Source organism: Sinorhizobium fredii USDA 205 (assembly GCF_001461695.1).
Lineage (GTDB): Bacteria > Pseudomonadota > Alphaproteobacteria > Rhizobiales > Rhizobiaceae > Sinorhizobium > Sinorhizobium fredii.
This window is the reverse complement of record NZ_AUTC01000035.1, coordinates 91343-104707: the sequence shown is the minus strand read 5'-3', so window position 1 is coordinate 104707 and position 13365 is coordinate 91343. Positions and strand designations below refer to the sequence as shown.

Below are 13365 nucleotides of genomic sequence, written 5' to 3'. Positions count from 1 at the left end.
CTGGAATATCTTTTGGTCGAGATCTCCCCTTCCCCTTGATCCGGCGATTGTTGACGGTCTATGCGTTTCCGACGCCGGCCCGGCGTTTCGGGGATATAGGGTATACAAGGATTACCGCTTATGGAGATTTTCACGTCCGCCGGACTATTGGCGCTTATGCAAGTTATCGTCATCGACCTCGTGCTTGCCGGGGACAATGCCGTCGTTATCGGCCTTGCGGCAGCCGGCCTGCCGCTCGAGCAACGCAAGAAGGCTATTCTCGTCGGCATTATCGCGGCCACCGTACTTCGCATCGTGCTTGCGGCCTTCACGGTCCAGCTTCTGGCCATCATCGGACTCCTCCTCGCCGGCGGCATCCTCCTGCTCTGGGTCTGCTGGAAGATGTGGCGTGAGATCCGTTCGGGCGGACATGAAGAGGTTGGATTGGACGACGCTAACGCGCCGAAGAAGACCTTCTCACAGGCCGCGACCCAGATCGTCGTGGCCGACGTGTCGATGTCGCTCGACAACGTCCTCGCCGTGGCGGGAGCCGCGCGCGAGCATCCGACGATCCTCGTCTTCGGGCTCATGCTCTCGATCGCGATGATGGGCGTTGCGGCAACCTTCATCGCCAAACTGCTCGCCCGCCACCACTGGATCGCCTATGTCGGTCTGGCGATTATCCTCTATGTCGCTATCGATATGATCTATCGCGGCGCATTGGAGGTATGGCCACACGTCGTGCCGGTCGCCCAGGCATTGGCCGGGGTGTAAGCGCGGCTTCTGACGGGGCGGCCTTGCGCCGCCTCGTTCGTATTTTGTCACCACGTCCCGGACCCGGTGCGCTAAACGCGCCGGCCCACTTCCGGCAGGCTGCACTTCAAAGTGCTACAGCGACATTTGTCCGTCTGACAAGACGTACGGCGCTGTAAAGGCGCAGCAAATTGCCTTGGTGATGCAGGTCGGCGTATGCTGGAGCATTCCGCGAGCCCTTCACCGCCGACCCCGCCCATGGCGGCGATAGCGAAGTCCGGATTCTTCAGCGACTGCTACTGCGCTTTCCAACGGACCGGCCGCGCGTCTCACTCTCCTCTGCCTGCATCTCGGCTTTATCTTCCTCTACCGCCGGGAAGTCGATGTCGGACGGCGTCGCTTCTTCCGGCGTGGTGTCCTCTACCTTCACCGGGAATGGGGAGCCGATCTCCTCGTCGCGGAAACGCTCGTAGATCGAGACACGAATGTCGTTGCGGACATTACCGGCTGTCAGCACGTCGGCGACATAGATGCGCAATTCGAAGGTCATGCGCTCGTCGCCGAAGGCGGTGAAGCCGACATTGGGCGCCGGGTTCTTGAGGACCATCGGATGGGCGGCGGCAATTTCCTGCAGCAACTCGATCACCCGGCGCGGCTCGCTGGCATAGCCGAGCGTGACGGTGATCTCGGAGCGTCCCAGCTTGTTGCGATGGGTCCAGTTGCCGACCGACGCGTTGATGAGGAGCGAGTTCGGCATCATGATCGACTGATGCTGGAAGGTCTCGATCTCGGTCGCGCGAACCGAGATGCGCCGCACGAAACCCTCGGTCGTGCCGCTGACGATCCAGTCGCCAACCTTGAAGGGGCGCTCGACAAGCAGGATAAGGCCGGAGACGAAGTTCGAGACGATGTTCTGCAGGCCGAAACCGACGCCGAGCGAGAGAGCACCGGCAACAAGAGCGAGGCTCGAGAGGTCGATGCCCGCCGCCGACAGGCCGATGAGGCAGGCGAGGCCGACGCCGATATAGCCGATGCCGGTGCGGATGGAATTGCGCACGCCGGCATCGACGCGGCTGCGCGCCATGACGTTGCCGTCGATCCAGCGCTGCACCCAACGGGTGACGACAAAGCCCAGCGCGAAGAAAAGGACCCCGGCAAGCAGGCCGACGATCGAGATGGTGATCGTGCCGATCCGGATCTCGGTCAGGGCGCGGTAGGTCCAGGATTCGATATCGGCGATCTGGAAGCCCCACTGCAACAGGATCAGCGGAATGAAGAACAAGAGGACGAGGGCATAGATGCCGAGGCCAGCCGCAAGCCCGATCTGGTCGAGCCCCACCTGCTCTATGTTGAAGCGGCGTTCGAGATAGCGTCCTCCGATCGTTTCTGCGAAGGCGCCCTGCTTCGAGACCGATTTGCCGGTAAGAATGCCGATATACATAGTCACCAGAATTGCGCCGGTGACGATGATCTGCGAGCCGATGAAGCGGGCAAGCCCGACATAGCCGGCAAGCGCGACGGCGACGAGCGCCGCGCCCATCAGGAGAAGCGAAACCCAGATGGGCCGCGGCCAGGGGCGGCCCGGCGCGTCGAAGGGCTCGTCTGGTCTCAGCATCGGCCGGATCCAAGCCATCGACATCAGGATGAGGCCGATGATGATCGAGGCCACAAAACTCTTGGCGACGGTCAGGATGACCGGCGAGCCGAGAGACTCGCTGATGCTTCCGGCCAGGTAGTCGAGGACGTTGACCAGTGCCATCGCGAAGATCGAGATGAACAGCATGCGTGCGCCGCGATCCGAAACCCGCACGAGGCGCCAGTTCGAATGCCGGGGCGACAGCACCGCTTGGGCGAGGCTGGTCACAAACAGCAGCACCACGCCGACAGCCAGGGTGACCGCTATGATCGGAGCGATATCCGGCCTTAATACATTGAAACTATTTAGGAAAAAGTAGCTCGACGCGGCGAAGGCGGTCGCCGACACCATCGGGATCACAGTGGACCAGAAGGCGACCGAAAGCTGTCTGAAATAATTCGGCTCCTCCTCGTCGCCGTCGTGCCGGAGGAAGGGCGAGAAAAGCCGGCGGCTGCCGGCCAGGAAGATCAGCGCTGCGCAGAGCGAGAGGAAAATGGCGGTGAGAAAGGGCACACGCTTGTAGTTCCAGGCAAATGTCAGCCAGCTGCCGACGCTGCGCGACAGCGCCTGGGTCTCGCCGATCGTCGTCGTGACCGCCTCGCCCAGCGTTGCCGCCGAGATTTCAGTGTGCTTCAGAAGCGTGTTCGAGAAGAGCGCACGCCTGGTCGCCGTAACGGCATTGGCAAGCTTCCTCGCCTCGACCGAGAGGTTCTCCGCACGACCAGTCAGCGCGTTTATCGCCCCGCGCTCGGCAAGCAGACGCTTCCTTTCCTCGGTCAGGATGGCCGCTTCCGGCGGTTGCCCCTCGCCGGGCGGATCGCCGAGTTCGGTAAGCCTCGCCTTGATTTCCTCCAGTCGGGGCCGCGTTGCGACGGTAGCGGCGAGGATCTGCCCGGAAAGCGCATCGATCTGCACCTTCAGCTCGGCGAGCAGGGTATCGTCATCCTTGACACTCTGGACGCGGTCGGTAAGCCGCTTGAGGTCGCGTTCGGCCTGGGCGAGCTGCTCTTCCGCCTGCTGCAGCAATGGAGAACCAGCTGCTGCCCCGGCATCGTCTGCCTCCCCTTGATCTGGTTGAGCGGGCTGCGCAGGCCTGGTTTGCGCAGCCGGCTGGGGTTGCTGCGAGGGCGTCTGCGGCGCAGGCGCGGCCTGTTGCGGTTGCGCCGCTTGCTGGGCCATCGCCGCCCCTCCGCCGGCTAGAGTCAGCACGACAAACGAAACGGCAACCAAGAGAACGGTCAACTTACCAGCGGAATGCAATTCGATATCCTTCGAAATCCGGGAGCCACAGAGGAAGTCGCAGAAGCGATCATCTCGTCCGATGTGCATACGCAACACGGCAAAAAGATGCAAAGCCGAGCCGGAGCGATGATTTCTACGTGAATCCACGCCAGTTCACAAATATTTCGCCTCGACGCAACGCGACAGGCCTTCAGCAGCTCCCCGCAAGAAACCCTCCATGCATAGCCCAAATGGGAGACTGGGAAACGAGAAAGAGGTATGATGAACTGCGCACGAGCGCGGTCTGCGTGGGGGATTGGAAATTGGCAGAGTCATTGCATCCAGCCGCAGTCGATCATCTACCCGTGTTCATCACCGCACCGGGCGACACGGACATTCTCTTCAACGTCATGGCGGTGTTCGTGGTGCTGCTGATCTTGCTCGTCGGCGTCCTGTACCTGCGGCTGCACGCCCTGCCGGAACATATGGCACACGGCGCCAGCAAGGTGCAGTTGCAGCTCGTAGCCGTCCTGTCGCTGGTTGCGCTTTTCACGCACAACCATCTCTTCTGGATCGCCGCGCTGCTGCTGGCCCTGATCGAGTTTCCAGACTTTTCGACGCCCATGGGTTCCATGGCAGACTCGCTTCGCAAGATCGCGGATCGGGACGACAAGCCACTCGAGGCCGCGCCGTCGGAAGCCCCGCTCATGCCGACAAGACCGCATCCGGTGCAACCTGAACCTCAGTGGACGCCGTTCGAACCGGAAGCTTCGGCGAGCGACCCGCTATCTGAGCGGAGGAGATGAGCCATGCTGGAGTTCATGATCTGCTCGATGCTGACGATCCTTCCGGACTTCCTCTTCCGCCGCTATGTTCAGGGGAAGCGGATCGGGCGGGACATCAATCTCTATTCGATGTGGTTCGAACTGCGTTGGGGTATCACCGCCTGCGTGATCCTCACGCTGTCGCTGATCACCCTCATTTTTTACTTTCACCCCTCCACCAAGAACGTCACGGCCGCGTTCCGCACCGTGACGCTTATGCCCGAATCGACGGGTCGGGTGGCGGAAGTCTTCGTCGGCACCAACGAGAAAGTCGCAGCAGGCGCTCCCATTTTCCGCCTCGACGATAAGGAGCAGCAGGCAGCCATTGAAACCGCCCGGCGGCGCATCGCGGAAATCGATGCCGAGACGACGGTCGCGACGACCGAACTGGCGGCAGCGGATGGCCTGATCGCCCAGGCAGAGGGCGCCTTCCTGCAGGCCCAGGACGAACTCGAGACACAGGTCGAACTCAATCAGCGCAATCCTAATATTGTGGCAAGGCGGGAAATCGAGAGGCGCCAGGTCGCCGCAGACGCGCGCAAGGGCGCGCTCGCTGCCGCAGTTTCGAACAAGCAGACCCTGGAGACGAAGATCGCTTCGCTTCTGCCGGCGCAGAAGGCCAGCGCCGAGGCCGCGCTTGCCCAGGCCCAGGTCGAGCTCGACAAGACTGTCGTGCGCGCTGGTACGGGCGGCATGGTCCAGCAGTTCACCTTGCGGCCCGGCGACATCGTCAACCCAATGATCCGCTCGGCCGGTGTCCTGGTGCCCGATGATCGCCGTATAGGGCTGATTGCCGGGTTCGGCCAGATCGAGGCCCAGGTGATGAAGCCCGGCATGATTGCCGAGGCGACCTGCATCGGCAAGCCCTTCACGATCATCCCGCTGGTCGTGACCGAGGTTCAGGACGTCATCGCCGCCGGCCAGGTTCGCGCGACGGAACAGCTCATCGATGTGCAGCAAATGGCGCGCGGCGGAACGCTCACCACCTTCCTCGAGCCGCTCTTCGAAGGCCAGCTCGCCGGCATTCCGCCGGGAAGCAGTTGCATCGCAAATGCCTACACCAGCAATCACGACGAATTGCACGCGCCGGACATCAGCACTCTGCGCTGGGTATACCTGCACGTGATCGATGCCGTCGGCCTGGTGCACGCCATGATCCTTAGGCTGCAGGCGCTGCTTTTGCCCGTGCAGACGCTCGTTTTGACCGGACATTGACCCAGAGGGCGCCCGGATGCCCTTGAACATCCCCCGACTGCCCCTTCTCGCCGGTCTCGACGGTTACCAAACGAGCGCCTTGCGCAGCGACGTCTCTGCCGGCCTGGCGATTGCTGCAGTCGGCCTGCCAAGCGCCATCGCTTACCCCGCGATCGCTGGCCTTCCTCCCGAAACGGGACTCTACGCCAGCATCACGCCGCTGGTGGCCTATGCGCTTTTCGGCCCCTCCCGGAAGCTCATCGTCGGGCCGGATGCGGCAACGATGACGGTGCTCGCCGCGGTCCTGGCGGCGATCCTTGCGACGCCGGAGATAACGACCGACCGGGTCACCGTGGCGGCGCTCATGGCGCTAACCGTCGGGGCTATCTGTCTTGCGGCGCGGGCGGTCCATCTCGGCGTGCTCGCAAACTTTCTGTCCCGCCCGATTTTGATCGGGTTCTTCGCGGGCATTTCGCTCTCCATTCTGATCGGTCAGATCAAACGGTTTACCGGGGTCGATATCGAGGCGGATGGCCTGATCGCACCCGTCCTTGAACTTCTACGCGAGGCGGGGTCGATCCATTGGCCGTCGCTGGTGCTGGCCCTCGGATGCTTCGCCCTGCTGCAGGTGGCTCGGGCCATCAATTCCCCCGTGCCCGGTCCCGTGATCGTCGTCGCTCTCTCGGTGCTGCTTTCGTTCCTCTTCGATTTCGAGGCGCGCGGCATTGCGATCGTTGGCAACATTCCCGAGGGGCTGCCCACTTTGACGCTGCCGCGGATGGGAGATCTTCCCTTCGCGACAATGCTCGTCGGCGCAGCCGCCTCTTTCTGGTAAGCTTCGGCTCGGGCGTCATCACGGCCCGCAGCTTTGGGACGCTCGGCGGCTACCAGGTCGACCCGAACCGTGAACTCACGGGTTTCGGCGCCGCGAACATCGCCGCAGGACTCTTCGGCACATTTCCGGTGACGGCTTCCGATTCACGAACGGCCGTGAACTTCGTCGTCGGAGGCCACTCCCAAATTGCCGGCCTCGTCGCGGCGGCGACATTGATGGCGGTGCTGCTTTTCTTAGGTGGCATCCTGCGCATCCTACCGATCCCCGCGCTTGGCGCGATCCTGGCGGCAACGGCTTTAAGTCTGATCGACTTGGCGGCCTTGAAGCACATCTGGCGGGTCAGCCGCATGGAATTCATCTTCGCACTGATCGCGATGTGGGGGCCGATCGGGCTCGGCGTCCTGAATGGCGTGGTCATCGCAATCGCGGCAACATTGGTCTATATTCTGCGCAAAAGCATGTACCCGCACGATGCACTGCTCGGTCGCATTCCTAACCGGGATGGGTTTTACAAGCTGCATCGCGAACCTGCGGCCCGTCCGGTGCCGGGTTTTGGGGCTTGCATGATCCAGGGCAGCCTACTTTTCTTCAACACCGACTACGTCCGAACCCGCCTGCTTTCCATTGCTGAAGCGCTGCCGGCGGGCACCGTCTGGTTGGTTATAGATGCCAGCGCAATCCCGCAGATCGACAGCACGGCAACCGCTATGATCGACGAGGTTCAAGAGGAATTGAAGAAACGCGGCATCGCGCTTGGCCTCGCAGAACTGCATACGCATGCGCGGGCAATGCTCAATCGGGCCGGCGTCATCGATAAAATCGGCTCCGCCATGGTGTTCGAGAGCATCGAGGATGCGCTCGCCGCCTTCGCGGCTCGAGCGGACCGCGCGGCCGAGTGAAGCGCATCGGCCTTAGCAATAATTCGGCAAGTGGGAGGAAGACATGGCCAAGAACGGGAAAAAAGGCAGGGAAAAGGACAAGGTCAAAAACAAAGGCAAGGACAGCGGGCGCAGACTTGCAGCGCAACCGCCTGAGGAGGAATCGTCGAGCCACTATGCAAAAGACCTCGATCACCTACAGATCGAGATTGCCCACCTCCAGGCCTGGGTGAAGAAGACCGGGGCCCGCATTGTGATCGTTTTCGAGGGGCGCGACGCGGCTGGAAAAGGCGGCGTGATCAAGCGTCTCACAGAACGCGTCAGCCCACGTGTCTTTCGCGTCGTCGCACTACCGGCGCCGACCGATCGTGAGAAGACCCAGATTTATATGCAGCGATATATTCAGCAGCTGCCGGCCGCCGGCGAGGTCGTCATCTTCGACCGCTCCTGGTACAACCGGCCGGGCGTCGAGCGTGTGATGGGCTTCTGCACCGACGAAAAGGCAAAGCGGTTTCTGGAGCTTGCACCGCGTTTCGAGGCGGCCATGGTCGAGAGCGGCATCGTGTTGCTGAAGTATTTCCTCGATGTCAGCGAGGAGGAGCAGGAACGTCGGTTCCGCCAGCGCATCGGCGACCCGCTGCGTCAGTGGAAGCTCAGCCCGATGGACGTCGAATCCTATCGCCGCTGGTGGGACTACACTCGCGCCTATGACGAAATGATCCGCATGACCGACACCGAATATGCCCCCTGGTGGATCGTACCCTCGGACGACAAGAAGCAGGCTCGCATCAACTGCATTTCGCACATTCTGGCGTCGATCCCCTATGAGCACGTCAAATTTGACGAGCCCGAGCTCGGCAAGCGGCAAAAGCGCCCCGACGACTATGTCGAAACCATGCGCGCCCGCCGATTGGTGCCGAATGTGTACTGACGAGAAGGTTGCGCGGTCCGGCGGAGCGCGCAACCCGTCAGGGCCGTTCAGACCTTATCGGGCGCCCAGTTCAGGAAGAAACCGACATCGCCGGGTACGCCGCCGGGGAAATTGATGATCATCGCCTTCAGCTTGTAGCCCTGCGGCTTGCCGTAGGTCTGGTAGCGCTCGAAGAACTCTTTGGCTTTGCCCTGGAGGGTCTCCGGCCAGTCCCGGTCGGCGCTGTTGATCGCCCGACCACTGTCGCTGCAGAGTTCGGACGGGAAGCTATAGACCATCGCCTCGAACTTGCCGTCCCGGACCGCATTCGCCACGAGACGACGCACCATGGCGATCTCTTCCTCCGTCACATGCTTCTTGAGGAAATCCGCGGCAAAATCCGCGTGCTTCTGTTCCTGGATCGCCTTGAGCTTGCGCTCCTTGTCCATTTCCTCCATTTCCCGCTGGAGGACCTGCTTGCGAAGCGCCTCCGCGCTCAGAGGTGTTGCACCTGCATCAATATCATGCTTCTCCGGCATCACGTTGATCCACTTCAAGAAAACGGGAAAGGCTGTCGTCCGCAGGTCCTACGCCGGAACAACGGACATCCGACTATTTCCCTCCAAGTGTACGACCGACTCCGGTGGAATCGGCGTTCTCTCAACTCTTCATTTTCCGGACAGAATAACCTGCGCCTCTGGCACCCCAGAGCAGCGCGCTTGTCAGCCATCTGGTCGACGATACCTGAATCTTTCGACGGTAAGAATGCAACGGATTAAGGCGTCGCACGGCATTCACCCTCACCCGAGAGTTTACGGCAAATTCTACAACTGTGCCTGCGTGATGACAACTCGGCGGGTGGCCGTATTCCGCGTGCGCGGGCTCCTCCGATCGAACGCTTCACGCCTCCTGCTTCGCGACCGATTCCGCATATCCTTGCAGCAGTCCTTCGTAATCTTCCATCGCCGGCACCGTCTCGTAGCTGTGGACGGCAGGCGTGGTCGCCCATTGCAACTTCTCGCTTGTCCAGGTCTCTATGAAAGGCGTGAACCAACCGGCATCGTCCAGCATGGTCGCCCTAAGGTTCACGAACCAGTCCATTCCTTCGGGCCGCGTGAACATCCAGCTCATGCAGTGCGGGCAGAAGTAGTGGCGCGTCGCGCCGTGCAGTCCGCCGATTGCCGGGTCACCCCTGGTGACCGCAAAACCTTCGCTGGGGATCGCGACACTCAGTGAGTAGGCGCTCGCCGTCATCCGCTGACACCCCGTGCAATGGCACGCCATGGTGAGAAGCGGCGCGGCGCTGACTTTGAACCTGTCCGCAGCGGCACCCGCCTTCCCACGGCAGCGTTTTCATCTTCATGATCTTTCCTCCCGACCTGATCCCTAAAACGTCGTGCGTTGCTTCAGAGGCAACAAAGCCGCTGCAACACTTCGAATTTCCTTGCATTGGCTCCGATTGGTAGACCCGGCGGCAGCGGATCTAGAACCCGGCGCCCGGTTGCGCGAGATATTCCTCCTCGGCCGGTGTCGAGGTCCGCCCCAGGATCGCGTTGCGATGCGGAAAGCGTCCGAACCGTTCGATCACCTCCCGGTGGCGAATGGCATAATCGAGATAGCCGGGGTCGCCGAGCGCAGTAAAAAGCTTCACCGACATCGTCTGGTCGGTCAAATTCTCGCAGTGTTCGAAGGGCATGTAGAAGAAAGCGCGCCATTCCGTCGGAACCGCAATATCGGCACCGGCGCCGATGGCGAGCTTCGCTTCACGCAGCGCAAGGCAGTCGGTTGCATAGGCGAGCGGCGAGCCGCGATACATGTTGCGCGGCAATTGATCGAACAGGATGATCACCGCGAGCCAGTTGCTCGGCGTCTGGCGCCAGATATCGTCGCGATTTCTCGACAGCGCCAGATGTGACGCCTGAAACCGTTGCGCGCACTGCTGATCGAGGTCGGCACTTGGCGTAAACCAGTGGTCGTAGGAAAGCTCTGTGAACCAGAACTTTAACACCTCTTCCGGCGTGCAGATTTCCGCTTCATCGCGCATTTGGCTGCCTCTCGTGACTCGCTCTTCAGATAGGCGCCTAATTTGCGGTTTCCACTGCCGATCTTCAATGTCACCCATTCAGCATCAGTTGCGGCTGGGCGATCTGCTCCGCAGCGCGGCCGAGCGTGTGCATCGGCATTGACGCACGCAGGCTTTGCAACCTTGTCCTACCGCAGCGGCCAGACCCACATCAACATCGGTACCGCGACGATCACGATGACGATGGACAGCGGCAGGCCGAGCCGCGGATAGTCGCTGAAGCGATAGCCGCCCGGCCCCATGACCAGCGTATTGCACTGATGTCCGATCGGCGTCAGGAAGTCGGAGCCGGCGCCGATCGCGACCGCCATCAGAAAGGCGTCCGGCCTGTAGTCGAGCGCGGCGGCGAAGCTCACGGCGATCGGCGCCATGACGAGCACGGTGGCGGCATTGTTGAGGAAGGGTGTGACCGCCATGGCCGCGACCAGGATGAGCGCGAGTGCGCCGGCGGGCGGCAGGTTGACTGCCATGCCACTCAACCAGCCCGCTATCAGGTCTGAACCGCCGGTTGTGCGCAATGTGTCGCTGACCGGGATCAGCGCTGCCAGCATGACGAGGATCGGCCCGTCGACGGCCCGATAGACCTCCCGCAGCGGGATGACGCGAAAGATCACCATGGCAAGCGCGGCTGCGAAGAAGGCGACCTGCACCGGCAGGATGCCGACCGCCGTCGCCCCCATCGCGGCTGCCAGCACGAGCAGCGGCACGGGGGCGCGTCGGATGGTCCCGAGCAGGATGTCCCGCTGCGCAAGCGGCAGACAGCTGAAATCCTGAAGGAAGGCCGGCAGGTCCACCCGCGCCCCTTGCAAAACGACGATGTCGCCTGCCCGCAACCTTATGCTGCCGAGGCGCTGCTTGAGCCGCTCACCCTGGCGGCTTACGGCAAGCAGGTTGATATTGTGATTGTGAAAGAGCGCGAGCCGCTCCGCCGACATGCCGACCAGTGGCGAACCGCTGGCAATCACCGCCTCGATCGCTTCGATCTCGGTGCGCGCCGTCTCGGCGGACGTTGGCGATCGGTCGCCGGAGATTTTCAGCTTCGCTTGGGAGATGATGCGGTCGAGCGCGGCAGGCCCGCCTTCGAGCAGCAAGATATCATCGGCCTCGATCACCACGTCGGGCAGCGGTGCCAGGTGGGTGCCGCGGCGGAAGATCGCAATGACGACCGCGCCGCCGTCGCCGAGCTTCACGAGACTGCTTAGCGACTTGCCGATCGCCGGAGAACCGGGCGCAGCCATGGCTTCGGACGTATAGTCGGTGATCTCGATCGCCTGCTGCACCGAGACTTGCTGGCTTTTCCGCTCCGGCACCAGCCGATAGGCGAAGAGCAGAAAGATCGCCCCCACCAGCGCCAGCGAAGCGCCGACGGGAGTAAAATCGAACATGCTGAAACTCTCGCCGGTCAGCTCCTGTCGCATCCGCGATACGACAACGTTAGGCGAGGTGCCCACCTGCGTCATAAGCCCGCCGATCAACGCGCCGAAGGCCATGGGCATCAAAAACACCGATGGCTGGACATTCGAGCGCCGGGCGAATTGGAAGGCGACCGGGATCATGATCGCGAGCGCGCCGATGTTCTTGATGAAAGACGAAAGCACCGTAACGGTTACTACGAGCAGTGCGAGTTGCGCCCTCACCGAGTTGACATCCGGGAGGAACCGCTGGATCGCCGCATCGACGACGCCGGACCGCGCCACGCCGGCGCTCACGATCAGCGCGCTGCCGACGATGATCACGATGTCGTCGCTGAAGCCGTCAAAGGCACGGTCGAACGGTACGATGCCGACTGCGACCGCAAGCATCAGCGCCGAACAGGCTACGACGTCATACCGAAAGCGGTCCCATATGAAGAAGACCATCATGGTGCCGATGACGAGAAACGAAAGCGACTGTTCGGCGGTCATGGGCAATACCTGGAGCAACACGGGTCGAACGAGGGCCCTGCTGCCTGTTTCCTTAAATCGGAACCGATCTAAGGATAAGAGCATGCAGCAGATCAAAGTGCGACAGCGACCTTTCGCCTGAAAAGGCGCACGGCGCTGCAGAAAGGACCCGCGCCAGCGTCACGAGACGCGCAATCCCGCAAGGGCGTGCGCGGGGTCGCATGCCCGCCGGGCGAGTCCGGCTCATTACATCCTTCAAAGCGTCCATCGGATGCAACTGAAATATCGGAAAATTCGTGTCGAAGCGCTGCGCATCACCAGGAAACTGCGCCGAAACTTGTTGGTTCCTTTGATCGTAGTTGAAGAAGGAATAAGATGATGCAGCCCGTTTAACGTGTGCCAAACGGACCTTCGCGCAGCGGAGAGGACGCAATCGCCGGAGCTAAGGAAAAAACAGCCATGAAGACCGCCCTACCCGCCATCTGCGCAGGTCTCCTGCTCGCCGCCTGCACCTCCACCGCCCCACCGTCGGTCGGCTATTCGCGCAACCTCGAGCCTATTCCGGGCAGCATCACCTACGGCGGCCAGCCGCGCACCAAGCTGACCAAGGCGCCGGTCGGCAGCATCGTCCCGCATCGCTTCCGCGATAAATTCGGCCGTCAGGTCTCCGAAACCTACGTCATTGAACCTGACCGCTCGCTGCGGCTGATAAGCCGCCGCATCGACTATGATCTCATGACCGACCGGTAAGGGATCAGGAAACTGCGCGCGGCTTTTCCGCGCCGCGTCTCGAAGTATTGGAATCGCGAGGATCGCCATGAAACATGTCTTGCCCGCGTTACTTGCCGCCCTGCTGCTCGGCGCCTGCACGGCCACGCCGCCGCCGTCGGTCGGCTATGGGCGCTACCTCGAGCCCATTCCCGGCAGCATCACCTATGGCGGCCAGCCGCGCACGAAACTCACCAAGGCGCCGGTCGGCAGCATCGTCCCGCACCAGTTTTTCGACAATTTCGGCCACCGGGTCTACGAGACCTATGTGATCGAACCGGACCGCTCGTTGCGCCTCGTAGGCCGCCGCATCGACTACGATATCTTCGGCGACATGGACGATTGACGGTCGGTTCGGTTTCGGACGACAGCGCCGCACGTCCTGCCGGACGCGCAAAGAT

At 62.0% G+C, this 13365-nt stretch carries 10 protein-coding genes and 2 pseudogenes; 7 read left to right on the top strand and 5 right to left on the bottom strand.

All coding sequences use genetic code 11. The features are described from left to right. Positions 1-120: 120 nt before the first annotated feature. Entirely contained in the window at positions 121-753 is a 633-nt protein-coding gene (locus N181_RS05170) for a TerC family protein (RefSeq protein WP_014328752.1), read from the top strand. 265 nt (positions 754-1018) lie between these two features. On the opposite strand, the gene N181_RS05165 is transcribed toward N181_RS05170, so the two are convergent. Then, positions 1019-3721 (bottom strand): mechanosensitive ion channel family protein, encoded by a 2703-nt coding sequence (locus N181_RS05165; protein ID WP_369986493.1) that lies wholly within the window; start codon positions 3719-3721, stop codon positions 1019-1021. 191 nt (positions 3722-3912) lie between these two features. Between N181_RS05165 and N181_RS05160 the strand changes: the two genes are divergently transcribed. From N181_RS05160 to ppk2, 4 genes and pseudogenes are all read left to right on the top strand, one after another. Continuing rightward, positions 3913-4395 (top strand): hypothetical protein, encoded by a 483-nt coding sequence (locus N181_RS05160; protein ID WP_014328755.1) that lies wholly within the window; start codon positions 3913-3915, stop codon positions 4393-4395. Positions 4396-4398: 3 nt separating this feature from the next. Next, positions 4399-5628 (top strand): HlyD family secretion protein, encoded by a 1230-nt coding sequence (locus N181_RS05155; RefSeq protein ID WP_014328756.1) that lies wholly within the window; start codon positions 4399-4401, stop codon positions 5626-5628. A gap of 16 nt (positions 5629-5644) precedes the next feature. Beyond that, positions 5645-7341 (top strand): annotated as a pseudogene (locus N181_RS05150) (SulP family inorganic anion transporter). Positions 7342-7384: 43 nt separating this feature from the next. Beyond that, positions 7385-8251, top strand: a complete 867-nt coding sequence (gene ppk2 / locus N181_RS05145) for a polyphosphate kinase 2 (RefSeq protein WP_014328758.1) — start codon at positions 7385-7387, stop codon at positions 8249-8251. A 47-nt stretch (positions 8252-8298) separates the two neighbouring features. Here the strand turns inward: ppk2 and N181_RS05140 are convergent, their stop codons facing one another. The 4 genes and pseudogenes from N181_RS05140 to N181_RS05125 form a co-directional block, all read right to left on the bottom strand. Then, on the bottom strand, positions 8299-8769 hold the full coding sequence (locus N181_RS05140) for a hypothetical protein (RefSeq protein ID WP_014328759.1): 471 nt from the start codon (positions 8767-8769) through the stop codon (positions 8299-8301). 361 nt (positions 8770-9130) lie between these two features. Then, positions 9131-9593: pseudogene (locus N181_RS05135) on the bottom strand (GFA family protein). A 120-nt stretch (positions 9594-9713) separates the two neighbouring features. Beyond that, positions 9714-10274: a DUF924 family protein gene (locus N181_RS05130; protein ID WP_014328761.1), complete on the bottom strand. Its 561-nt coding sequence runs from the start codon at positions 10272-10274 to the stop codon at positions 9714-9716. Positions 10275-10441: 167 nt separating this feature from the next. Next, positions 10442-12217 (bottom strand): SLC13 family permease, encoded by a 1776-nt coding sequence (locus tag N181_RS05125; protein ID WP_014328762.1) that lies wholly within the window; start codon positions 12215-12217, stop codon positions 10442-10444. A gap of 438 nt (positions 12218-12655) precedes the next feature. Between N181_RS05125 and N181_RS05120 the strand changes: the two genes are divergently transcribed. Together N181_RS05120 and N181_RS05115 are read left to right on the top strand one after the other, a co-directional pair. Further along, positions 12656-12946, top strand: coding sequence for a hypothetical protein (locus N181_RS05120; protein ID WP_014328763.1), 291 nt, complete (start codon positions 12656-12658; stop codon positions 12944-12946). A 67-nt stretch (positions 12947-13013) separates the two neighbouring features. Beyond that, positions 13014-13310 (top strand): hypothetical protein, encoded by a 297-nt coding sequence (locus N181_RS05115; protein WP_014328764.1) that lies wholly within the window; start codon positions 13014-13016, stop codon positions 13308-13310. Positions 13311-13365: the final 55 nt, after the last annotated feature.

Excerpts from the sequence above, each read along its gene's own strand:
- N181_RS05115 (WP_014328764.1), top strand. The coding sequence starts at position 13,014 with ATGAAACATGTCTTGCCCGCGTTACTTGCCGCCCTGCTGCTCGGCGCC.
- N181_RS05125 (WP_014328762.1), bottom strand. The coding sequence starts at position 12,217 with ATGACCGCCGAACAGTCGCTTTCGTTTCTCGTCATCGGCACCATGATG.
- N181_RS05170 (WP_014328752.1), top strand. The coding sequence starts at position 121 with ATGGAGATTTTCACGTCCGCCGGACTATTGGCGCTTATGCAAGTTATC.
- ppk2 (WP_014328758.1), top strand. The coding sequence starts at position 7,385 with ATGGCCAAGAACGGGAAAAAAGGCAGGGAAAAGGACAAGGTCAAAAAC.
- N181_RS05130 (WP_014328761.1), bottom strand. The coding sequence starts at position 10,274 with ATGCGCGATGAAGCGGAAATCTGCACGCCGGAAGAGGTGTTAAAGTTC.
- N181_RS05155 (WP_014328756.1), top strand. The coding sequence starts at position 4,399 with ATGCTGGAGTTCATGATCTGCTCGATGCTGACGATCCTTCCGGACTTC.
- N181_RS05140 (WP_014328759.1), bottom strand. The coding sequence starts at position 8,769 with ATGCCGGAGAAGCATGATATTGATGCAGGTGCAACACCTCTGAGCGCG.
- N181_RS05120 (WP_014328763.1), top strand. The coding sequence starts at position 12,656 with ATGAAGACCGCCCTACCCGCCATCTGCGCAGGTCTCCTGCTCGCCGCC.